Genomic DNA, 20134 nt, shown 5'->3' on the forward strand with positions numbered 1-20134 from the left:
TATTGTTGCAGCGCGCTACAACGGTGTGCCGAGCAGCACATTTGTCGCTGAAAACGTCACTTGCACCGGTGAGCCGCCTTCCAGATGCTGCTTTTGTAGCTCAAGCGGGTCGGCCAGGGCGCACAGCGTCTGGCCATTGGGCAGGCCGATACGCACTTCGCTGGGGCCGTCTTCGGCGGCGTCGACCTGTTCGATCATGCCGCGCAGCGTATTGATCCCCGGTTTTTCCGCTTGCTCGACAGGGTGCAATTGCAGCCAGCCAGCCTTGATCAGCGCCACCACGTCGGTGCCGACATCCAGCTCCAGGCGCAGCGTGCTGTCGTGGGTGATCTGGGCTTCGATGAGCAGGCCCCGGGCCAGCTCCAGGCGTACCCGGTCGTTGTGGCCCTGGGCCTCGATGCCCAGGACCTTGCCATGCAGTTGATTACGGGCGCTGGTGCGCAACATCAGGCGACTGAGCAGGCCCAGGTCGCCGGCATCCTCGCTCGCTTCCAGCAGTTGCGTCTGCAACGCTTGCAGGCGCTGATACAGGCGCAGCACGCGTTGGCCTTCCTCCGACAACTTGGCACCGCCACCGCCCTTGCCGCCAACACTGCGCTCCACCAACGGTTGGTCCGCCAGGTTGTTCAGCTCATCGATGGCATCCCACGCCGCCTTGTAGCTCAGGCCCGCGCTCTTGGCGGCGCGGGTAATCGAGCCTTGTTCGGCGATGTGTTGCAGCAGCGCAATGCGTTGTGGGCGCCGAACGATGTGCTGGGTCAGAAGCGTGGGCAATGACATGACGGAAAACTGCGGGCAATGGCTAATGGACGGACGTTGGCGCCTTGGACGCGGCGCGTCAAGCCGAGTCATCGGGTTTCGGGGTGCGCGCCAGGCAATACACATCGACCCGCGCAGCGCCGGCATCGAGCAGCAGGGCGGCCAATGCCTGGGCGGTGGCGCCCGTGGTGAGCACGTCGTCGACCAACGCCAGGTGACGGTTGAGCAACGCAGCCTGCGGCGCCAGGGCAAAGGCCTGACGCAGGTTTCGCCGCCGGGCCCTGGCATCGAGTGCTTGTTGGGCGGGGGTGTCCTGGGTGCGTCGCAGCAGGTGTTCTTCACAAGGGATCGCCAATGGCCCACTGAGCCAGCGGGCCAGCAGCACTGCCTGGTTGAAACCGCGCTGGCGCAAACGGCGGGTCGCCAGTGGCACCGGTACCAGTGCGTCGGGCCGCTCCAGCCCTTCGTCGAAATGGTGTTGCAGCGACTGCGCCAACAATTCGCCCATCAGCCGGCCCAGGGGCCATTTCGCCTGGTGCTTGAAACGGGTGATCAGGCTGTCCACCGGGAAGTCGTAGGCCCAGGGCGCCAGGACCCGTTCGAAGGCCGGCGGTTGCGAGGCGCATTGTCCGCAACGCAGTCCAGCCATGGGCAGCGGCAAGGCGCAGACGCTGCATTGATCGCCGAGCCAGGGCAACTCGCTTTCACAGGGCGTGCAGATAGGTTGCGGCGTATCGGTGCTTTCGCCGCACAGTAGGCAGGATTGTTTGTTTTTTAACCAGATGTAAACCGGTCCTTTGTATCGTGGTTGACAGCGCATGACTCTTCCTTAAATATGCCGAACATCCGTGTCGCGCCTGTGGGTATTCCATGCCCCAGGCGCCAGCCAAGCATAATCAAGGAAATGCCCATGAGCGCCAGCACCACTGCCAACCTGCGTCATGACTGGTCTTTGGCCGAAGTCAAAGCACTCTTCGTCCAGCCATTCAATGACCTGCTGTTCCAGGCGCAGACCGTGCACCGCGCGCACTTCGACGCCAACCGCGTCCAGGTTTCCACTCTGCTGTCGATCAAGACCGGCGCGTGCCCGGAAGATTGCAAATATTGTCCGCAGTCCGGTCACTACAACACCGGTCTGGATAAAGAGAAATTGCTCGAAGTGCAGAAGGTCCTCGAAGAGGCTGCACGGGCCAAGGCCATCGGTTCGACCCGTTTCTGCATGGGCGCGGCCTGGAAGCATCCGTCGGCCAAGGACATGCCGTATGTGCTGGAAATGGTCAAAGGCGTGAAGGCCATGGGCCTGGAAACCTGCATGACCCTGGGTCGCCTCGACCAGGAACAGACCGAAGCGCTGGCCCAGGCCGGCCTGGACTACTACAACCACAACCTCGATACCTCGCCGGAGTTCTACGGCAGCATCATCACCACCCGCACCTACAGCGAGCGCCTGCAAACCCTGGCCTATGTGCGTGATTCAGGGATGAAGATCTGCTCCGGCGGCATCCTCGGCATGGGCGAATCCCTGGACGACCGCGCCAATCTGCTGATCCAACTGGCGAACCTGCCGGAGCACCCGGAATCGGTGCCGATCAACATGTTGGTCAAAGTTGCCGGCACGCCGCTGGAGAATGCCGAGGACGTCGATCCGTTCGATTTCATCCGCATGCTCGCCGTGGCGCGGATCATGATGCCCCAGTCCCATGTGCGCCTGTCCGCCGGCCGTGAAGCGATGAACGAGCAGATGCAGTCCCTGGCGTTCCTGGCCGGTGCCAACTCGATTTTCTACGGCGACAAGCTGTTGACCACCGCCAACCCGCAAGCCGACAAGGACATGCAGTTGTTCTCACGCCTGGGCATCCAGCCCGAAGCCCGCGAAGAACATGCCGACGAAGTGCACCAGGCGGCGATTGAACAGGCGCTGGTGGAGCAGAAGAGCAGCGAGCAGTTCTACAACGCCGCTGTTTGACCACTCACCGATTCCCGGATTGGAATGCAAGACCCTGTGGGAGCGAGCTTGCTCGCGATGACGGTATAACAGCCGACAGAAATGTTGAATGTAATGGCCTCATCGCGAGCAAGCTCGCTCCCACAAGGGGCTTTGGCCAGTCTTTAAACAGTTGAGGCCTGCATGCCCTTCGATCTCGCCGCACGCCTGGCTGCCCGTCGTGCCGACAACCTCTATCGCCAGCGCCCGCTGCTCGAAAGCCCGCAGGGCCCGGAAGTGGTGGTGGACGGCCAGCCGTTGCTGGCGTTCTGCAACAACGATTACCTGGGCCTGGCCAATCACCCGCAAGTGATCGAAGCCTGGCGCGCCGGGGCGCTCCGTTGGGGTGTCGGTGGTGGCGCCTCTCATTTGGTGATCGGCCACAGCAGTCCGCATCACGCCCTGGAAGAAGCCTTGGCCGACCTGACCGGCCGCCCGCGGGCGTTGCTGTTCACCACCGGCTACATGGCCAACCTCGGCGCGGTCACCGCGCTGGTGGGGCAGGGCGACACGGTGCTGGAAGACCGCCTCAATCATGCTTCGCTGCTCGACGCCGGGCTGTTGTCCGGTGCGCGTTTCAACCGGTACCTGCACAACGATGCCCAAAGCCTGGCCAGCCGTCTGGAGAAAGCCACCGGCAATACCCTGGTGGTCACCGACGGCGTGTTCAGCATGGACGGCGACATTGCCGACCTGCCGGCCCTGGCTCGTGAAGCCAAGGCCAAGGGCGCCTGGCTGATGGTCGACGATGCCCACGGCTTCGGTCCACTGGGGGCCCATGGCGGCGGGATCGTCGAGCATTTTGGCTTGAGCCAGGATGACGTGCCGGTGCTGGTGGGCACCCTGGGCAAGGCCTTTGGCACCGCCGGGGCTTTTGTCGCCGGCAGTGAAGAACTGATCGAAAGCCTGATCCAGTTCGCTCGCCCCTACATCTACACCACCAGCCAACCGCCGGCCCTGGCCTGCGCCACGCTCAAGAGCCTTGAGCTGCTGCGCAGCGAGCATTGGCGGCGCGAGCACTTGCAGGTGCTGATTCGTCAGTTCCGCCAGGGCGCCGAGCAGATCGGCCTGCAATTGATGGACAGTTTCACGCCGATCCAGCCGATCCTGATTGGCGATGCGGGACGGGCCATGCGCTTGTCGCAGATGCTGCGTGAGCGCGGGCTGATGGTCACGGCGATCCGCCCGCCCACTGTACCGGCTGGCAGCGCCCGTTTGCGCGTGACCCTGACCGCCGCCCACAGCGAGGCCCAGGTGCAGCTATTGTTGAATGCACTGGCCGAGTGTTTTGCCCTGTTGGGACCGGAGCCAAGCCATGCGTGATCGACTGATATTGCTGCCCGGCTGGGGCTTGGGCGTTTCACCGCTGGAGCCGCTGGCGGCGGCGTTGCAAGGACTCGACGAACATCTGCGGGTGGAAATCGAGCCGTTGCCGGCATTGGCGTCGAATGATCCCAATGAATGGCTCGAAGAATTGGACGCCACCGTACCTCAGGACGCCTGGCTGGGCGGCTGGTCCCTGGGTGGTATGCTGGCCTCGGCGCTGGCGGCGCGTCGGGGTGAGCGCTGCTGCGGCCTGCTGACCCTGGCGAGCAATCCGTCCTTTGTCGCCCATGAGCAATGGCCGAGCGCGATGGACGGCGAAACCTTCGATGGTTTTCTCGCCGGCTGTGCGGCCGATCCACGCCAGACCCTCAAGCGCTTCAGTTTGCTGTGCGCCCAGGGCTGCAGCGATCCACGCGGGTTGTCGCGGTTGTTATTGGCCGGGGCGCCAAGCACTTCGCCCGAAGTGTTGATGGCCGGGCTCGAACTGTTGGCGCAACTGGACACTCGCGCCGCATTGCAGAGCTTTCGTGGCCCGCAATTGCATCTGTTCGCCGGGCTCGATGCCCTGGTGCCGGCCGAAGCTGCGACTGAGTTGCTGGTCTTGCTGCCGGATGTTGAAATCGGCCTGATCGAACAGGCCGGCCACGGATTCCTTCTGGAGGACCCACACGGCGTCGCGGGGGCGATCCAGGCTTTTTTGCATGAGTCCGGCGATGACTGATTTGTCTCTTCCCAAATTGCCCGGTGCCTTGCCCGACAAGCGCCAGGTGGCGGCTTCGTTTTCCCGGGCGGCAACCAGCTATGACAGCGTGGCCGAACTGCAGCGCGACGTCGGCCAACAGTTGCTCGGGCACTTGCCGTCTTCGTTTATCCCGCAACGTTGGCTGGACCTGGGTTGCGGCACCGGTTATTTCACCCGGGCCCTGGGCGCGCGCTTCGGCGAGGCGACCGGCCTGGCGTTGGACATCGCCGAAGGCATGCTCAACCATGCTCGTCCCCAAGGTGGCGCTGCGCATTTTGTCGCTGGCGACGCTGAGCGGTTGCCTTTGCAAGCGGCGAGCTGCGACTTGGTGTTCTCCAGCCTGGCGGTGCAATGGTGTGCGGATTTTGCCGCGGTGCTGAGCGAGGCCCATCGTGTGTTGAAACCGGGTGGAGTGTTTGCCTTCACGAGTCTCTGTGTGGGCACTTTGTACGAATTGCGCGACAGTTGGCGTCAGGTGGATGGCTTGGTGCACGTCAACCGTTTCCGTGGGTTCGAGACGTATCAACACCTCTGCACGGCCAGCGGGCTGAATGTCGTCAGTGTTGAAAACCGTCCCCATGTGTTGCATTACCCTGACGTGCGCAGCCTGACTCACGAATTGAAAGCCTTGGGCGCCCACAATCTGAACCCCGGTCGCCCCGGCGGCTTGACCGGCAGGGCGCGGATCCTGGCGCTGGTTGAAGCCTATGAGCAGTTTCGTCAGGCGCAGGGACTGCCGGCGACTTACCAGGTGGTCTACGCCGTTTTGGAGAAACCGCTATGAGCCAGGCTTATTTCATTACCGGCACTGACACCGATGTAGGCAAGACCACCGTCGCGGCAGGCCTGTTGCATGCTGCGCGACAGGCTGGCATGAGCACCGCCGCCGGCAAGCCCGTGGCCTCTGGCTGCGACGTGACGCCCAAGGGCCTGCGCAATGCCGATGCCCTGGCGCTGCTGGCCGAGTGTTCGGTGCCGCTTGAGTATGCCCAGGTCAATCCGCTGGCATTCGAGCCGGCCATCGCGCCGCACCTGGCCGCCCGGGAAGCCGGCGTGGCGCTGACGGTGCAATCCTTGCTGGGGCCGATGCGTGAGGTGCTGGCCCTGGAGGCCGATTTCACCTTGATAGAGGGCGCGGGCGGCTGGCGTGTGCCGTTGGCCGATCAGGATAATCTTTCGGACCTGGCAATGGCTCTGGGCCTGCCGGTGATCCTGGTGGTGGGCGTGCGCCTGGGGTGCATCAGCCATGCGTTGCTGACCGCCGAGGCCATCGCCCGGGACGGCCTGCAACTGGCCGGTTGGGTGGCGAATATCATCGATCCCAAGACCTCGCGCCTGGAAGAAAATCTCGCCACCCTGGCCGAACGCCTCCCGGCGCCGTGCCTGGGGCGAGTACCGAGGGTCAAAGGCATCACTGCCGATATCGTGGCGGCGCATCTGCACCTGGATCTGCTGGATTAATCATCCAAGGGAAGGTTTTCACTATGACAAGGCACTGTGCCATTAGTGTTTTTGTCGGGTCTTTTCCTTGGGGTTCTGTTTCAATGACCATTGTCGACCCTTCAAGAAGACGAGCTCTGCCATGGAAATCTCAGGAAGTACCGCGTTCTATGCCGGTCTGAGCACGATTCAGACAGGGCAGAACCGTGTCGATCAGGCGGCCGGCCAGATTGCCAACACCACGATCGAGCGTTCGGTCACCAGCCAGTCATCCGACGTCCAAGTTGATCGCCTGCGTTCGGTGGATCGCAGCCAACAGTCGGATCAGGCCACTAACATGGTCGAAATGTCCCAAGGAAAGTTCCAGGTGCAACTGGGCGTGAACGTGGCCAAGGCATCCGACGAAATGCTCGGTACGTTGATCGATACCTTTGCCTGATCCTTCTCTTCAAGATTTACGAAAACGCCGCGATTATTCGCGGCGTTCTTGTCTCTAACGTCTTATTGCTCAACTAATCTTTTCCTATGCGCATCGCGGATTCTTCAGCGCGATGGATTTTCCGTGTCCGAGATTTTTCTCAGGCTGATGACGAACGGCAAAAGATCGGCGCTTGACAAGATTTGGGCGTAAACGTATGTTTCAAACAACTGTTTGACCGCTACAACAAATCCACGCGGTCGTTCATTCCCGGTTACATCAGCAGAGGTTTATCGCTATGCCTGACTACAAGGCCCCCTTGCGTGATATTCGCTTCGTTCGTGACGAACTGCTCGGTTACGAAGCGCATTATCAGAGCCTTCCGGCTTGCCAGGACGCAACTCCGGACATGGTTGACGCCATTCTCGAAGAAGGCGCCAAGTTTTGTGAGCAGGTGCTGGCTCCGCTGAACCGCGTGGGCGACATCGAAGGCTGCACCTGGAGCGAGTCCGGCGTGAAGACCCCGACTGGTTTCAAGGAAGCCTACAAGCAATTCGTCGAAGGCGGCTGGCCAAGCCTGGCCCACGACGTTGAGCACGGTGGTCAAGGCCTGCCGGAATCCCTGGGCCTGGCGGTCAGCGAGATGGTCGGTGAAGCCAACTGGTCGTGGGGCATGTACCCGGGCCTGTCCCATGGCGCGATGAACACGATTTCCGAGCACGGTACGCCCGAACAGCAAGAGGCTTACCTGACCAAGCTGGTTTCCGGCGAATGGACCGGCACCATGTGCCTGACCGAACCGCACTGCGGCACGGACCTGGGCATGCTGCGCACCAAGGCCGAGCCTCAGGCCGACGGTTCCTACAAGGTTTCCGGTACGAAGATCTTCATTTCGGCCGGTGAACACGACATGGCCGATAACATCGTCCACATCGTGCTGGCGCGCCTGCCGGACGCACCGGCTGGCACCAAGGGCATTTCGCTGTTCATCGTTCCCAAGTTCCTGCCTAACGCCGACGGCTCCATCGGCCAGCGTAACGCGGTGAGCTGCGGTTCCCTGGAACACAAGATGGGCATCCACGGCAACGCCACCTGCGTGATGAACTTCGACGCGGCCACCGGTTACCTGATCGGCCCGGCGAACAAAGGCCTGAACTGCATGTTCACCTTCATGAACACCGCACGCCTGGGCACCGCGCTGCAAGGCCTGGCCCACGCCGAGATCGGCTTCCAGGGCGGCCTGAAATATGCCCGCGATCGCTTGCAAATGCGTTCCCTGACTGGCCCGAAAGCGCCAGACAAGGCCGCTGACCCGATCATCGTCCACCCTGACGTGCGCCGCATGCTGCTGACCATGAAGGCCTTCGCCGAAGGTAACCGGGCAATGGTCTACTTCACCGCCAAGCAGGTCGACATCGTCAAGTACGGCGTGGATGAAGAAGAGAAGAAAAAGGCCGATGCACTGCTGGCGTTCATGACGCCGATCGCCAAGGCGTTCATGACCGAAGTTGGCTTCGAATCGGCCAACCACGGCGTGCAGATCTATGGCGGCCACGGCTTCATCGCCGAGTGGGGCATGGAGCAGAACGTTCGCGACAGCCGTATCTCGATGCTGTACGAAGGCACCACCGGCATCCAGGCCCTCGACCTGCTGGGCCGTAAAGTGCTGATGACCCAGGGCGAGGCACTCAAGGGCTTCACCAAGATTGTCCACAAGTTCTGCCAGGGCAACGAAGGCAATGAAGCGGTCAAGGAGTTCGTAGAACCCCTGGCTGCGCTGAACAAGGAATGGGGCGAGCTGACCATGAAGGTCGGTATGGCGGCGATGAAGGATCGCGAAGAAGTCGGTGCGGCGTCGGTGGACTACCTGATGTACTCCGGTTATGCCTGCCTGGCCTATTTCTGGGCCGACATGGCGCGCCTGGCGGCGGAAAAACTCGCAGCCGGCACCACTGAAGAAGCTTTCTACACCGCCAAGCTGCAGACCGCGCGCTTCTACTTCCAGCGCATCCTGCCGCGTACTCGTACCCACGTGGCAACCATGCTGTCGGGCGCCAACAACCTGATGGACATGAAGGAAGAGGACTTCGCGCTGGGCTACTAAGCCTCACGCGGTTCTTCCAAAAGCCGCTGCTCCTTCGGGAGCAGCGGCTTTTTCATGTCCGCCGCAAATCTGTATCCACCGCAGGCCCTTGTGGGAGCGAGCTTGCTCGCGATGGCGTTTGTTCAGTCCGCACCGTCATGGCTGACACACCGCTATCGCGAGCAAGCTCGCTCACACAGGGATCAATTGTGATTCTGAAACAATATTCATCCAACTCGACCCTAAGAAAACCGCCCCCTCTGCCGTTACAGCGATGGCAGTGTGACATCTGTCACATCTCGCGTGCCTTACTGCTCCAGTTGCAGGCACAATGCCATCTTTGATCAGCCGGGTTGGAGCTTTACCCTTGCCGCGTTCTTCCGCTGTACGTTTGAGCCATTTCCTACCGTCATTGCTGCTGTTGCTGGCGGGGCTTGCGGCTGCCTACGTCAAGGATCTCAATGTTTTCTTCACCTCGCTGTTCAACGTTCTCCCGACCCTGGTGTTATTGTTGGGCGGGGCGTATTGCGCGGTCTACCGACGTCAACGTGAGCTGTTTCTGATGGTCACGGTGTACATCGCCTACTTCCTCTTGGACACCCAGACTGACTTCTACCGCGATAACGGCAAGGTGCGTGAAGACGCGGCGGTGGTGTTCCATCTCGTTTGCCTGTTGCTGCCGCTGTTGTTCGGGCTGTTCGCCGCGTGGCAGGAGCGTACCCACTTGTTCCAGGACATGGTGGCCCGGTTCGCGGTGTTGCTGGTCTTTGGCAGCGTGGCGCTGGCCCTGGAGCAGAGTTTCCCCCAGGCCTTGCTGTTGTGGCTCTCGGAGATCCGCTGGCCGGCCTTGCACGGCGCCTGGATGAGCTTGATCCAATTGTCTTACCCGATGTTCGCCGCCGCGTTCCTGCTGCTGGCCTGGCAATACTGGCGTAACCCCCGGCCACTGCATGCTGCGCAATTGGTGGGGGTGCTGGGGTTGTTCTGGATGTTGCCGAAAACCTTCATCCTGCCGTTCACCCTGAACATCATGTGCAGCCAGGTGATGTTGATGATCGCCGCGGCGGTCGCCCATGAGGCCTATCAAATGGCCTTCCGTGACGAACTCACGGGCCTGCCGGGCCGTCGCGCACTGAACGAACGCATGCAGCGCCTGGGGCGCAACTATGTGCTGGCGATGAGCGATGTGGACCATTTCAAGAAATTCAACGACACTCACGGCCACGACGTGGGCGATCAGGTGCTGCGCCTGGTGGCCAGCAAATTGTCGAAGATCGGCGGTGGCGGTAGGGCGTATCGCTACGGCGGTGAGGAGTTTGCCCTGGTGTTCGCCGGCAAGACCATCGACGAGTGCATGCCCCATCTGGAGGTCATCCGCCAGTCCATCGAGACGTACGCCATCCAGCTGCGCAACCCCGACAGTCGCCCCCAGGACGATCAACAAGGCCGTCAGCGCCGTTCTGGCGCCGGTGCGTCCAGCGTCTCGGTGACGGTCAGCATCGGCGTCGCGGAACGCCTTGAGCAGCGCACGCCTGAAGAAGTGCTCAAGTCCGCCGACCAGGCGCTCTATAACGCCAAGGGCGCGGGGCGTAACTGTGTGATTGCCTTCGGGCAGAACCGCCGCGGTGCGGTGCGCATGGAGACTGCCGCGGGTTGAGTGATGACGGCGCATTCAGCGTCTGGACTGTGATTGTGGGCCTCGGTGGCCGGCAGTAGGTTGCAACGATCTGCTACCGGAGAAAACCACCATGCCCGAGTACAAAGCCCCCCTGCGCGACATGCGCTTTCTGATCGATCACGTCTTCGATTTCCATGGTCGCTATGCCGAGCTGGGCGCCAGCGATGCCAGCCCGGACATGGTCAGCGCGATCCTCGAGGAAGGCGCCAGGTTCTGCGAGAACGTTCTGGCGCCGCTCAATCGCTCCGGTGACGAAGAGGGTTGCCATTTCGACAACGGCGTAGTCACCACGCCGACAGGCTTCAAGCAGGCTTTCGCACAGTACGTGGAGGGCGGCTGGCATGGGCTGGCGGCGGACCCGGCGTATGGTGGCCAGGGCTTGCCCAGCTCCCTGGGCCTGGTCATCAGCGAGATGATCGGCTCCAGCAACACCTCCTGGGGAATGTACCCAGGCCTGACTCACGGCGCCATGTCGGCGATCCATGCCCACGGCACGTCGGAACAGAAACAGACCTACCTGAGCAAACTCACCGCCGGCCAGTGGACCGGTACCATGTGCCTGACCGAAGCCCACTGCGGCACCGACCTGGGCATCATCAAGACCCGCGCCGTGCCCCAGGCCGACGGCAGCTATGCGATCTCCGGCAGCAAGATTTTCATTTCCGCCGGCGAACACGATATGAGCGATAACATCATCCACCTGGTGCTGGCCAAGTTGCCGGACGCTCCCGCCGGGACCAAGGGCATCTCGCTGTTTATCGTGCCCAAGTTCCTGCCCGACGCCACGGGTGAGGCAGGGCCGCGCAATGGCGTGTCCTGTGGCTCGATCGAGCACAAGATGGGTATCAAGGCCTCGGCCACTTGCGTGCTGAACTTCGATGGGGCCAAGGGGGTCCTGATCGGCGAGCCGAACAAGGGCCTCAATTGCATGTTCACCATGATGAACCACGCCCGTCTCGGCACCGGCATGCAGGGCCTGTGCCTGGGCGAGGCGAGCTTCCAGGGCGCCATCAAGTACGCCAACGACCGTTTGCAGATGCGCTCGCTGACCGGCCCCAAGGCGCCGGAAAAGGTCGCCGACCCGATCATCGTCCATCCCGATGTGCGCAGGATGTTACTGACCATGAAAGCCTTCAACGAAGGCAACCGGGCGCTGACGTATTTCACCGCGCAATTGCTCGATACCGCGCACCTGAGTGCGGACGAAACCGCCCGCCAGGAGGCCGAGGACCTGCTGGCGTTCCTCACCCCGATCTGCAAGGCCTTCATGACCGACACCGGGCTGGAGGTGACCAACCACGGCATGCAAGTGTTTGGCGGTCACGGCTTCATTCGTGAGTGGGGCATGGAGCAGTTGGTGCGAGATTGCCGCATTGCGCCGATCTACGAGGGCACCAATGGCATCCAAGCCCTGGATCTGCTGGGGCGCAAGGTTCTGGGCAGTCAGGGCAAGCTATTGCGTGGTTTTACCCGGATCGTCCATAAATTCTGCGCCGCGAATGCCGGGCATCCGCAGCTCAAGGATTACGTCGAGCAACTCAATGGGCTCAACCAGCAATGGGGCGAACTGACCACCCGGGTCGGCATGGCTGCCATGAAGAATCCCGATGAAGTGGGGGCCGCCTCCGTGGATTACCTGATGTACAGCGGCTACATCATCCTGGCCTACCTGTGGTTGCGGATGGCCTTGGTTGCCCAGGCGCAAGTCGACAGCGGCCAGGGTGATGGGGATTTCTGCCGGGGTAAATTGGCGACGTGTGAGTTTTACTTCAAGCGCCTGCTGCCGCGCACGACCGCCCATCGGGCTGCCGTCGAGGCCGGGAGTGATTGCCTGATGAAGCTGCCGGCGGAGTTGTTTGCGCTTTGATTTAGAGGAAATGCCAACAGATCGCAGGCTTCGCCAGCTCCTACATGGAAATGCGTATTCCCTGTAGGAGCTGGCGAAGCCTGCGATCTTTTCTGGTGACTAAAAATAACAAAACGGTCATGGGTTGACCCTATGTGTCGCAAAAGTTGTTGAGGTACACTCAGGTCATTGCGAAAACCGTCTTTTACGAACCAACTGTTTAGATCCTGCGAGGTTTGCCATGGCTGACTACAAAGCGCCCCTGCGCGATATGCGCTTCGTCCTCAATGAAGTGTTCGAGGTCGCGAAACTCTGGGCCCAATTGCCGGCGCTGGCCGACACCGTGGATGCCGAAACGGTCGAAGCGATCCTTGAAGAAGCCGGCAAAGTCACTAGCAAAAGCATCGCGCCCCTCAGCCGCGCCGCTGACGAAGAAGGTTGCCACTGGGCCGCCGGCGCCGTCACCACGCCGGCAGGTTTCCCACAGGCCTACAAGACTTACGCTGAAGGCGGTTGGGTCGGTGTCGGCGGTGACCCGGTGTACGGCGGCATGGGCATGCCCAAGGCCGTTTCGGCCCAGGTCGAGGAAATGGTCAACTCCGCCAGCTTGTCCTTCGGCTTGTACCCGATGCTGACCGCTGGCGCCTGCCTGTCGATCAATGCCCATGCCAGCGAAGAACTGAAAGCGGCGTACCTGCCGAACATGTACGCCGGCGTCTGGGCCGGTTCCATGTGCCTGACCGAGCCTCATGCCGGTACGGACCTGGGGATCATCCGCACCAAGGCCGAACCCCAGGCCGACGGTTCCTATAAGGTCAGCGGTACGAAAATTTTCATCACTGGCGGTGAACACGATCTCACCGAGAACATCATTCACCTGGTGCTGGCGAAACTGCCGGACGCGCCGGCAGGCCCCAAGGGCATCTCGTTGTTCCTGGTGCCCAAGTTCATGGTCAATGCCGACGGCAGCCTGGGCGCGCGCAACGCGGCCAACTGCGGCTCTATCGAACACAAGATGGGCATCCAGGCATCCGCCACCTGCGTGATGAACTTCGACGAAGCCGTAGGTTATCTGGTAGGCGAGCCGAACAAGGGCCTGGCGGCCATGTTCACCATGATGAACTACGAACGTCTGGGCGTCGGTATCCAAGGCCTGGCCTCCGGTGAGCGTTCCTACCAGAATGCCATCGAATATGCCCGTGACCGGCTGCAAAGCCGTTCGCCAACCGGTGCGCAGAACAAGGACAAGGTCGCTGACCCGATCATCGTCCACCCCGACGTGCGCCGGATGCTGCTGACCATGAAGGCCTCGAACGAGGGTGGCCGGGCATTTTCCACCTACGTGGCGATGCAATTGGACACCGCCAAGTTCAGCGAAGACCCAGTCACGCGCAAGCGCGCCGAAGACCTGGTGGCGTTGCTGACACCGGTGGCGAAGGCCTTCCTGACCGACCTGGGCCTGGAAACCACAGTCCATGGTCAACAGGTGTTCGGCGGCCACGGGTACATTCGTGAATGGGGCCAGGAGCAACTGGTGCGCGATGTGCGTATCACCCAGATCTACGAAGGTACCAACGGTATCCAGGCGCTGGACTTGGTGGGGCGCAAGATCGTCGGCAGCGGCGGTGCGTTCTACAAGTTGTTTGCCGATGAAATCCGTCACTTCACTGCCACCGCGAACAGCGATCTGGCGGAGTTCATCAAGCCGTTGAACAGCGCTGTCGACACGCTGGACGAGTTGACCGACTGGCTGTTGGACCGGGCGAAAAGCAACCCGAACGAAATCGGCGCGGCGTCGGTGGAGTACCTCCAGGCGTTTGGCTACACCGCGTATGCGTACATGTGGGCTCTGATGGCCAGGGCGGCCTTGGGCAAAGAAAGCCAGGATGATTTCTACGCGAGCAAACTGGGTACGGCGCGGTTCTATTTCGCCCGCCTGCTGCCGCGTATTCATTCCTTGAGCGCTTCGGTCAAGGCGGGCAGCGAGTCGCTGTTCCTGCTGGAAGCCGGCCAGTTCTGAAATCATGACGATGTGTAAGCATTATCTTACACATCGTGCTGGCGTTTTCCCTCTATCGGCGGATTGGATCCAGGGATAATCTAGCTTCCATGGATGTAGCGCAGGACGCGCAAAGTAACAACATGGACACGTAGGATTCTGCCAGGACGGCAGAGTGAAATGGATGTCAGGGAAACAGTCTGCAAAGCCCCGCTTCGGCGGGGTTTTCTTTTGCCTGCGTTTTTTGTTCCTGGCAGGCCCCACCATCGGGGCTGCTTCTGGTTGCGTTTCACTGAACCCTGGCGAGCGGCCTGAGGTCAATGAGCTATATGGCAATTTGGCCATCGTCGATCAGGGAGTCATCCATGGATTTCATTCGCATCATTATCGCCATCCTGCTGCCGCCACTGGGGGTGTTCCTGCAGGTCGGCTTCGGCGGGGCTTTCTGGCTGAATATCCTGCTGACGTTGTTGGGTTATATCCCTGGCATCGTGCATGCGGTGTACATCATCGCCAAGCGCTGAATTCATCGGTTAGGAACTCCTGTGGGAGCGAGCTTGCTAGCGATAGCCATGGCCCAGTCAACATTTTCATCGACTGACACACCGCTATCGAGAGCAAGCTCGCTCCCACAGTTTTTTGCGTCCTACAGGTCGCTATCCATCACCTTGCGATAGAACAACCACTCATGCTCCAGCGCATGGGCCTGGTTCGCGGCCTTGCGAAAACCGTGGCGTTCATCGGGATAGTAGTGCGCCTCGACCGCCACGCCGTTGGCCTGTAAGGCGTTGACCATGTCGCGGGTTTGCTGCGGCACGACCACGGCGTCCAGTTCACCCTGGAAAAAGATCACCGGCACGCGAATGTTCCCGGCGTGCAGCAGCGGGGTACGGGCGCGGTAACGCTCGACGTCTTGTTGCGGATCGCCAATCAGCCAGTCCAGGTAATCACCTTCGAACTTGTGCGTAGCACGGGCCAGGGCGACAGGATCGCTCACGCCATAGAGGCTGGCGCCGGCGCGGAATACATCATGGAATGCCAGGGCGCAGAGCGTCGTGTAGCCACCGGCACTGCCGCCTCGAATGAACGCACGTCGGCCATCGACCAGGCCTTGTTCGTCCAGATACGCGACCACCGCGCAGGCGTCCTCGACATCCACCACGCCCCAATTCAAATGCAACGCCTGCCGATAGGCCCGGCCATAGCCGCTGCTGCCGCGGTAGTTGAGATCGGCGACGGCAAAGCCACGCTGGGTCCAATACTGGATACGCGGGTCGAACAGGGGATAACAGGCCGAGGTGGGGCCGCCGTGAATGAACACCACCAATGGTGGCTTTGCGGGTGCGTTCATGGCCGGGTAGAAGAACCCGTGGGCCTCGCCTGACGCGGATGGATAGCGCAGGGTTCGAGGACGGCTGATCTGCTCGATAGGCAAGGGCGTGACGCCGCCGGCCAGCACGGCCACTTCGTGGCTATGCCGCTCAATGGCAATGACCGCCGATGGCCGGGTCGGCGAGGCTGCAACGGCGTAGATGAACCGTTCATCCAGCGCCAGGCTGCGAAAGCGGGTGTAGGGGCCGGTGAAGTCTTCATCGACATCGTCACCGTGGCATAGACCCAGGCGCCCGAAACCTGCTTCGGTCCAACTGGCCAGGTACGTGTGTTCGCCCAGCGGCAGCCAGGTGCAGCCAGCCAGTTGCCACGGCGCTGGGGCGTGATCGGCTTGGGCGGCAGGCAGCGGTTCCAGGCCCGGGGCCGATTCCCCCCAAGGCTGCCAATAACCGCCGCGATCAGTCAGGCAATAAAGACGACTGGCCGCATCGAAGCGTGGTTGCTGGATGGACTCCTCTTCACCGTTGCCCGCGACACAGCGCGGCGCACCCCACCCCGTAGCGTTGCGCTCAGCCAGCATCAAGCGCGTTGCGGTCCAGGGTTGATGCGGACGGCTCCACTCGATCCAAGCGAGCCGTTGACCGTCCGGGCTCAGGGTCGGCGAAGCATAGAAATCTGCACCTTCGGCCAGCAGATGCCGCTGATGATCCGCCAAGCCGATCGACACCAGCCGATGCTGGTTGGCCTGTTCTTCCACCACCAATACCTGGCCGTCGGCGAAGCCTAGATCTCCATAACGGCAGTCACCCGAGGTCAGCGCCACGGGGTGTTCGTCGTTCAGGGATTGGTGGTACAGCTGCTGGTCGGCCTCATTGACGAACAGCACACCGTCGTGGCTCAGGCAGAATGATCCACCGCCGTATTCATAGACCCGGCTGCGCGCGCTGAACCCGTCCGGTGTCAGGCAGCGGGGCATGGCGTCTTGCCAATGCCAGATCCGGCAGGCGCCGTCTGCGGGGCGGTATTCATTCCAGAACAGGCCCAACGGCCCGAGCTGCAGTTCGGCGAAGTCGGTGCCGGCGGCGACGGCCTGGGCGGCGCTGAAAGGCTCAGCCTTTGGCGATGAGGCGCGAGTTTCGTTCATTGCGAAAGGCCAATTGTTCAATGGTTTGCGTAGCGTGCTCGGCGTCTTCCCGCGCCTTGAGAATCACACCGTGATGTTCGGACTTGCTGCACACCGGGTCGGCGTTGCTGGCGTCGCCTGTGAGCATGAACGCCTGGCAGCGGCAGCCGCCGAAGTCCTTTTCTTTTTCATCGCAGGAGCGGCACGGTTCGCGCATCCAGTCATAACCGCGGAAGCGGTTGAAGCCGAACGAGTCGTACCAGATGTGCTGCATGCTGTGGTCGCGCACGTTGGGAAATTGCACCGGCAGCTGGCGGGCACCGTGACAGGGCAATGCCGTGCCGTCCGGCGTGACGGTGAGGAAAATGCTGCCCCAGCCATTCATGCAGCCCTTGGGGCGTTCTTCGTAGTAGTCCGGCGTGACGAAGATCAGCTTGCACGGGTTGCCTTGCGCTTCCAGCTTGGCGCGGTATTCGTTGGTGACACGCTCGGCGCGTACCAGTTGTTCCCGGGTGGGCAGCAGGCCAACGCGGTTGAGCTGCGCCCAGCCGTAGAACTGGCATGTGGCGAGCTCGACGAAGTCGGCTTCCAGGGCGATGCACAGCTCGATGATGCGATCGATCTTGTCGATGTTGTGCCGATGGGTCACGAAGTTCAGCACCATCGGATAACCGTGGGCCTTTACCGCCCGGGCCATTTCCAGTTTTTGCGCGAAGGCTTTCTTCGAGCCTGCCAGGAGGTTGTTCACCTGCTCGTCGCTGGCTTGGAAACTGATCTGGATATGGTCCAGGCCGGCCTTCTTGAAGTCGCTGATTTTCTGCTCGGTCAAGCCGATGCCGGAGGTGATCAGGTTGGTATAGAAACCCAGCCGGCGTGCCTCGCCGATCAACTCGGCCAGGTCTTGGCGCACCAACGGCTCGCCGCCGGAAAAACCCAGCTGCGCGGCGCCCATCTCGCGGGCTTCGCGAAAGACCTTGAACCACTGCTCGGTGCTCAGCTCCTGGCCTTGCTCGGCGAAGTCCAGCGGGTTGGAGCAATAGGGGCATTGCAGTGGGCAGCGATAGGTCAGCTCCGCCAGCAACCACAGCGGCAGGCCGACTTCAGGCTTGGGCGGCAGACCGGTGGTGTCAGGCAAGTTCGATCCAATGCTGTGCAAGGGCGACCTCCATGAATTGCTCGATGTCGTCACCGAGTTCCGGCACGTCGGGAAACTGCTTCGCCAACGCGCCGATGATGGCCGCGACATCCCGTTCACCGTCGATCAGGCCACCGATCAGCGAAGCGCTGTCGTTCAGCTTGATCATGCCTTCAGGATAGAGCAGCACGTGGCCTTTCTGGGCCGGTTCGTACTGGAAGCGATAGCCGGGGCGCCAGCGCGGGGTTTTGCTGCGATCGAAACTCATAAGGTGATCCCTTTGTGCCACACCCGTTGCCCGGTAACGCTGTGGTAGGGCGGGCGGTTCAATTCGTAGGCCATGCTCATGGCGTCGAGCATGCTCCAGAGGATGTCCAGTTTGAACTGGAGAATCTCCAACATGCGCTCCTGACCTGCGCGAGTGGTGTAGTGCTGCAAGGTGATCGCCAGGCCATGTTCCACATCACGCCGGGCCTGGCCCAGGCGGGTGCGGAAGTATTCATAGCCGGTCGGGTCTATCCATGGGTAATGCTGGGGCCAACTGTCCAGGCGCGACTGGTGGATCTGCGGGGCGAACAGTTCGGTCAACGAGCTGCTGGCGGCTTCTTGCCAGCAGGCCCGGCGGGCGAAGTTGACGTAGGCATCCACCGCAAAACGCACCCCGGGCAGCACCAGCTCCTGGGAGCGCAGTTGATCGGGGTCCAGGCCCACCGCCTGGCCCAGCCGCAACCAGGCTTCGATGCCGCCGTCTTCGCCGGGAGCGCCGTCGTGGTCGAGCAGGCGCTGGATCCACTCGCGGCGGATTTCCCGGTCCGGGCAGTTGGCCAGGATCGCGGCATCCTTGAGCGGGATATTCACCTGGTAGTAAAAACGGTTCGCGACCCAGCCCTGGATCTGCTCGCGAGTCGCGCGGCCTTCATACATCGCCACGTGATACGGGTGATGGATGTGGTAATACGCGCCCTTGGCACGCAGGGCTGCTTCGAACTCGGCGGGGGACAGGGGGATGTCAGTCATTTTGGTTCTCCGGGAAATGCCCGTGGGTTCTGTGGCGTCAGGGCTGGCCCCATCGTCGGATCGCCGCCCGGAGCAAGCTCGCTCCCACAATCGTTCCGCCCTTCTTACAACTCAATACTCATTCCGTCGTAAGACACTTCAATCTTTCGACGTACAAGTTCAGCCCGCTCGGGCGAGTCTTCGTCCAGGATCGGGTTGGTGTTGTTGATATGGATAAGGACCTTGCGCGGCCCAGGTACTTGTTCCAGTACTTCCAGCATACCGCCGGGGCCATTCTGGGCCAGGTGGCCCATTTCCCTGCCAGTGCGGGTGCCGACGCCACGGCGCTGCATTTCATCGTCGTCCCACATCGTACCGTCCACCAGCAGGCAATCGCTGCCGGCCATGATCTCCAACAACGACTCGTCGACCTTGCCCAGGCCCGGGGCATAGAACAGCTTGCCACCTGTGCGCAGGTCTTCGACGATCAACCCAATGTTGTCGCCCGGATGCGGGTCGAAGCGATGCGGTGAATAGGGCGGTGCGGCGCTGCGCAGGGGCAGCGGGGTGAAGCGCAGGTTCGGGCAGGCGGCGATGGTGAAGCTCTGGTCGAGTTCGATGCGATTCCAGCTCAACCCGCCGTTCCAGTGGGTCAGCATGTTGAACAGCGGAAAGCCCGTGCTCAGGTCTTCATGGACCATGTCGGTGCACCAGACTTGATGTGGGCAACCTTCACGCAGGCTGAGCAGGCCGGTGGTGTGGTCGATCTGGCTGTCCATCAGGATGATCGCGCCAATGCCCGTGTCGCGCAGGGCCCGGCCCGGTTGCATCGGGGCGAACGCCTGGAGCTGGGCGCGAATGTCCGGGGAGGCGTTGCACAGCACCCAGTTCACACCGTCATCGGACAGGGCGATGGACGATTGGGTGCGTGCCTGGGCCCGCAGGCTGCCGTCGCGAAAACCTGCGCAATTGGCGCAGTTGCAGTTCCACTGGGGGAAACCGCCACCGGCGGCAGAACCTAGAATCTGGACGAACATGGCTGCTCCATCTGCAAACCGAAATAAAAACGCCTCGGCTGGCCGAGGCGTAGTGCTGCGTGCTTAACCGCCTGCAGCATTCAACGGCTGGCGAAGTACATGGTGACTTCGAAACCGATACGCAGGTCGATATATGCGGGTTTGGACCAAGACATGGGAATACTCCTTTGGTTGGGATGCTTTCGTTAGATAGAACGGTTGAGACCTATACATATAGTCCACCTCCGTTCGGAGAT

Annotated in this window: 19 protein-coding genes; 11 read left to right on the top strand and 8 right to left on the bottom strand. The window is 61.6% G+C overall.

The window, feature by feature from the left end:
- Positions 1 to 15: 15 nt before the first annotated feature.
- Together AB4O09_RS03530 and AB4O09_RS03535 are read right to left on the bottom strand one after the other, a co-directional pair.
- The gene (locus tag AB4O09_RS03530; RefSeq protein WP_003206245.1) at positions 16 to 780 is read right to left on the bottom strand and encodes a TOBE domain-containing protein; all 765 of its coding nucleotides are present in this window, start codon (positions 778 to 780) and stop codon (positions 16 to 18) included.
- A gap of 58 nt (positions 781 to 838) precedes the next feature.
- Positions 839 to 1579: a ComF family protein gene (locus tag AB4O09_RS03535; protein ID WP_003206243.1), complete on the bottom strand. Its 741-nt coding sequence runs from the start codon at positions 1577 to 1579 to the stop codon at positions 839 to 841.
- A gap of 90 nt (positions 1580 to 1669) precedes the next feature.
- Here AB4O09_RS03535 and bioB point away from each other — a divergent pair, with 90 nt between their 5' ends.
- The 11 genes from bioB (at position 1670) to AB4O09_RS03590 (ending at position 14799) form a co-directional block, all read left to right on the top strand.
- Entirely contained in the window at positions 1670 to 2725 is a 1056-nt protein-coding gene (bioB, locus tag AB4O09_RS03540) for a biotin synthase BioB (RefSeq protein ID WP_003206240.1), read from the top strand.
- A gap of 162 nt (positions 2726 to 2887) precedes the next feature.
- On the top strand, positions 2888 to 4066 hold the full coding sequence (gene bioF, locus AB4O09_RS03545; RefSeq protein ID WP_003206238.1) for an 8-amino-7-oxononanoate synthase: 1179 nt from the start codon (positions 2888 to 2890) through the stop codon (positions 4064 to 4066).
- Complete coding sequence (locus AB4O09_RS03550) at positions 4059 to 4790, top strand: alpha/beta fold hydrolase (RefSeq protein WP_003206236.1); 732 nt, start codon at positions 4059 to 4061, stop codon at positions 4788 to 4790. Before bioF ends, AB4O09_RS03550 begins: the two co-directional genes overlap by 8 nt.
- Complete coding sequence (bioC, locus tag AB4O09_RS03555; RefSeq protein WP_003206235.1) at positions 4783 to 5595, top strand: malonyl-ACP O-methyltransferase BioC; 813 nt, start codon at positions 4783 to 4785, stop codon at positions 5593 to 5595. Before AB4O09_RS03550 ends, bioC begins: the two co-directional genes overlap by 8 nt.
- Positions 5592 to 6272, top strand: coding sequence for a dethiobiotin synthase (gene bioD / locus AB4O09_RS03560; protein WP_003206233.1), 681 nt, complete (start codon positions 5592 to 5594; stop codon positions 6270 to 6272). The genes bioC and bioD overlap by 4 nt, the downstream gene beginning before the upstream one ends.
- Before the next feature lie 121 nt (positions 6273 to 6393).
- The gene (locus AB4O09_RS03565; RefSeq protein ID WP_003206231.1) at positions 6394 to 6690 is read left to right on the top strand and encodes a hypothetical protein; all 297 of its coding nucleotides are present in this window, start codon (positions 6394 to 6396) and stop codon (positions 6688 to 6690) included.
- Positions 6691 to 6967: 277 nt separating this feature from the next.
- Complete coding sequence (locus tag AB4O09_RS03570; RefSeq protein WP_003206230.1) at positions 6968 to 8773, top strand: phenylacyl-CoA dehydrogenase; 1806 nt, start codon at positions 6968 to 6970, stop codon at positions 8771 to 8773.
- Positions 8774 to 9119: 346 nt separating this feature from the next.
- Complete coding sequence (locus AB4O09_RS03575; RefSeq protein ID WP_003206228.1) at positions 9120 to 10409, top strand: GGDEF domain-containing protein; 1290 nt, start codon at positions 9120 to 9122, stop codon at positions 10407 to 10409.
- Positions 10410 to 10500: 91 nt separating this feature from the next.
- Positions 10501 to 12297 (top strand): acyl-CoA dehydrogenase C-terminal domain-containing protein, encoded by a 1797-nt coding sequence (locus AB4O09_RS03580; protein WP_003206226.1) that lies wholly within the window; start codon positions 10501 to 10503, stop codon positions 12295 to 12297.
- A gap of 220 nt (positions 12298 to 12517) precedes the next feature.
- Positions 12518 to 14296 carry an acyl-CoA dehydrogenase C-terminal domain-containing protein gene (locus AB4O09_RS03585; RefSeq protein WP_003206225.1) on the top strand — a complete coding sequence of 593 codons (1779 nt, stop codon included), beginning with the start codon at positions 12518 to 12520 and terminating at the stop codon, positions 14294 to 14296.
- Between the two features lie 344 nt (positions 14297 to 14640).
- Entirely contained in the window at positions 14641 to 14799 is a 159-nt protein-coding gene (locus AB4O09_RS03590; RefSeq protein WP_003177654.1) for a YqaE/Pmp3 family membrane protein, read from the top strand.
- Positions 14800 to 14921: 122 nt separating this feature from the next.
- On the opposite strand, the gene AB4O09_RS03595 is transcribed toward AB4O09_RS03590, so the two are convergent.
- The 6 genes from AB4O09_RS03595 to pqqA form a co-directional block, all read right to left on the bottom strand.
- Positions 14922 to 16751, bottom strand: coding sequence for an alpha/beta hydrolase family protein (locus tag AB4O09_RS03595; RefSeq protein ID WP_460107933.1), 1830 nt, complete (start codon positions 16749 to 16751; stop codon positions 14922 to 14924).
- Positions 16717 to 17886, bottom strand: coding sequence for a pyrroloquinoline quinone biosynthesis protein PqqE (gene pqqE, locus AB4O09_RS03600; protein ID WP_003206220.1), 1170 nt, complete (start codon positions 17884 to 17886; stop codon positions 16717 to 16719). The genes AB4O09_RS03595 and pqqE overlap by 35 nt, the downstream gene beginning before the upstream one ends.
- On the bottom strand, positions 17858 to 18133 hold the full coding sequence (pqqD, locus tag AB4O09_RS03605; RefSeq protein WP_003206218.1) for a pyrroloquinoline quinone biosynthesis peptide chaperone PqqD: 276 nt from the start codon (positions 18131 to 18133) through the stop codon (positions 17858 to 17860). The genes pqqE and pqqD overlap by 29 nt, the downstream gene beginning before the upstream one ends.
- The gene (gene pqqC, locus AB4O09_RS03610) at positions 18130 to 18882 is read right to left on the bottom strand and encodes a pyrroloquinoline-quinone synthase PqqC (protein WP_003206216.1); all 753 of its coding nucleotides are present in this window, start codon (positions 18880 to 18882) and stop codon (positions 18130 to 18132) included. Before pqqC ends, pqqD begins: the two co-directional genes overlap by 4 nt.
- A 104-nt stretch (positions 18883 to 18986) precedes the next feature.
- Positions 18987 to 19898, bottom strand: coding sequence for a pyrroloquinoline quinone biosynthesis protein PqqB (pqqB, locus tag AB4O09_RS03615; RefSeq protein WP_003206215.1), 912 nt, complete (start codon positions 19896 to 19898; stop codon positions 18987 to 18989).
- Between the two features lie 80 nt (positions 19899 to 19978).
- A complete protein-coding gene (pqqA, locus tag AB4O09_RS03620; RefSeq protein ID WP_003177660.1) occupies positions 19979 to 20053 on the bottom strand; it encodes a pyrroloquinoline quinone precursor peptide PqqA in 75 nt (24 codons plus the stop codon).
- Positions 20054 to 20134 lie beyond the last annotated feature (81 nt).

Source organism: Pseudomonas sp. H1_F01 (assembly GCF_054681425.1).

What these genes read in the sequence shown, in the direction of transcription:
- AB4O09_RS03530 (WP_003206245.1), bottom strand. Translation starts at nt 780, where the DNA reads ATGTCATTGCCCACGCTTCTGACCCAGCACATCGTTCGGCGCCCACAA.
- AB4O09_RS03535 (WP_003206243.1), bottom strand. Translation starts at nt 1,579, where the DNA reads ATGCGCTGTCAACCACGATACAAAGGACCGGTTTACATCTGGTTAAAA.
- bioB (WP_003206240.1), top strand. Translation starts at nt 1,670, where the DNA reads ATGAGCGCCAGCACCACTGCCAACCTGCGTCATGACTGGTCTTTGGCC.
- bioF (WP_003206238.1), top strand. Translation starts at nt 2,888, where the DNA reads ATGCCCTTCGATCTCGCCGCACGCCTGGCTGCCCGTCGTGCCGACAAC.
- AB4O09_RS03550 (WP_003206236.1), top strand. Translation starts at nt 4,059, where the DNA reads ATGCGTGATCGACTGATATTGCTGCCCGGCTGGGGCTTGGGCGTTTCA.
- bioC (WP_003206235.1), top strand. Translation starts at nt 4,783, where the DNA reads ATGACTGATTTGTCTCTTCCCAAATTGCCCGGTGCCTTGCCCGACAAG.
- bioD (WP_003206233.1), top strand. Translation starts at nt 5,592, where the DNA reads ATGAGCCAGGCTTATTTCATTACCGGCACTGACACCGATGTAGGCAAG.
- AB4O09_RS03565 (WP_003206231.1), top strand. Translation starts at nt 6,394, where the DNA reads ATGGAAATCTCAGGAAGTACCGCGTTCTATGCCGGTCTGAGCACGATT.
- AB4O09_RS03570 (WP_003206230.1), top strand. Translation starts at nt 6,968, where the DNA reads ATGCCTGACTACAAGGCCCCCTTGCGTGATATTCGCTTCGTTCGTGAC.
- AB4O09_RS03580 (WP_003206226.1), top strand. Translation starts at nt 10,501, where the DNA reads ATGCCCGAGTACAAAGCCCCCCTGCGCGACATGCGCTTTCTGATCGAT.
- AB4O09_RS03585 (WP_003206225.1), top strand. Translation starts at nt 12,518, where the DNA reads ATGGCTGACTACAAAGCGCCCCTGCGCGATATGCGCTTCGTCCTCAAT.
- AB4O09_RS03590 (WP_003177654.1), top strand. Translation starts at nt 14,641, where the DNA reads ATGGATTTCATTCGCATCATTATCGCCATCCTGCTGCCGCCACTGGGG.
- AB4O09_RS03595 (WP_460107933.1), bottom strand. Translation starts at nt 16,751, where the DNA reads ATGAACGAAACTCGCGCCTCATCGCCAAAGGCTGAGCCTTTCAGCGCC.
- pqqD (WP_003206218.1), bottom strand. Translation starts at nt 18,133, where the DNA reads ATGAGTTTCGATCGCAGCAAAACCCCGCGCTGGCGCCCCGGCTATCGC.
- pqqC (WP_003206216.1), bottom strand. Translation starts at nt 18,882, where the DNA reads ATGACTGACATCCCCCTGTCCCCCGCCGAGTTCGAAGCAGCCCTGCGT.
- pqqB (WP_003206215.1), bottom strand. Translation starts at nt 19,898, where the DNA reads ATGTTCGTCCAGATTCTAGGTTCTGCCGCCGGTGGCGGTTTCCCCCAG.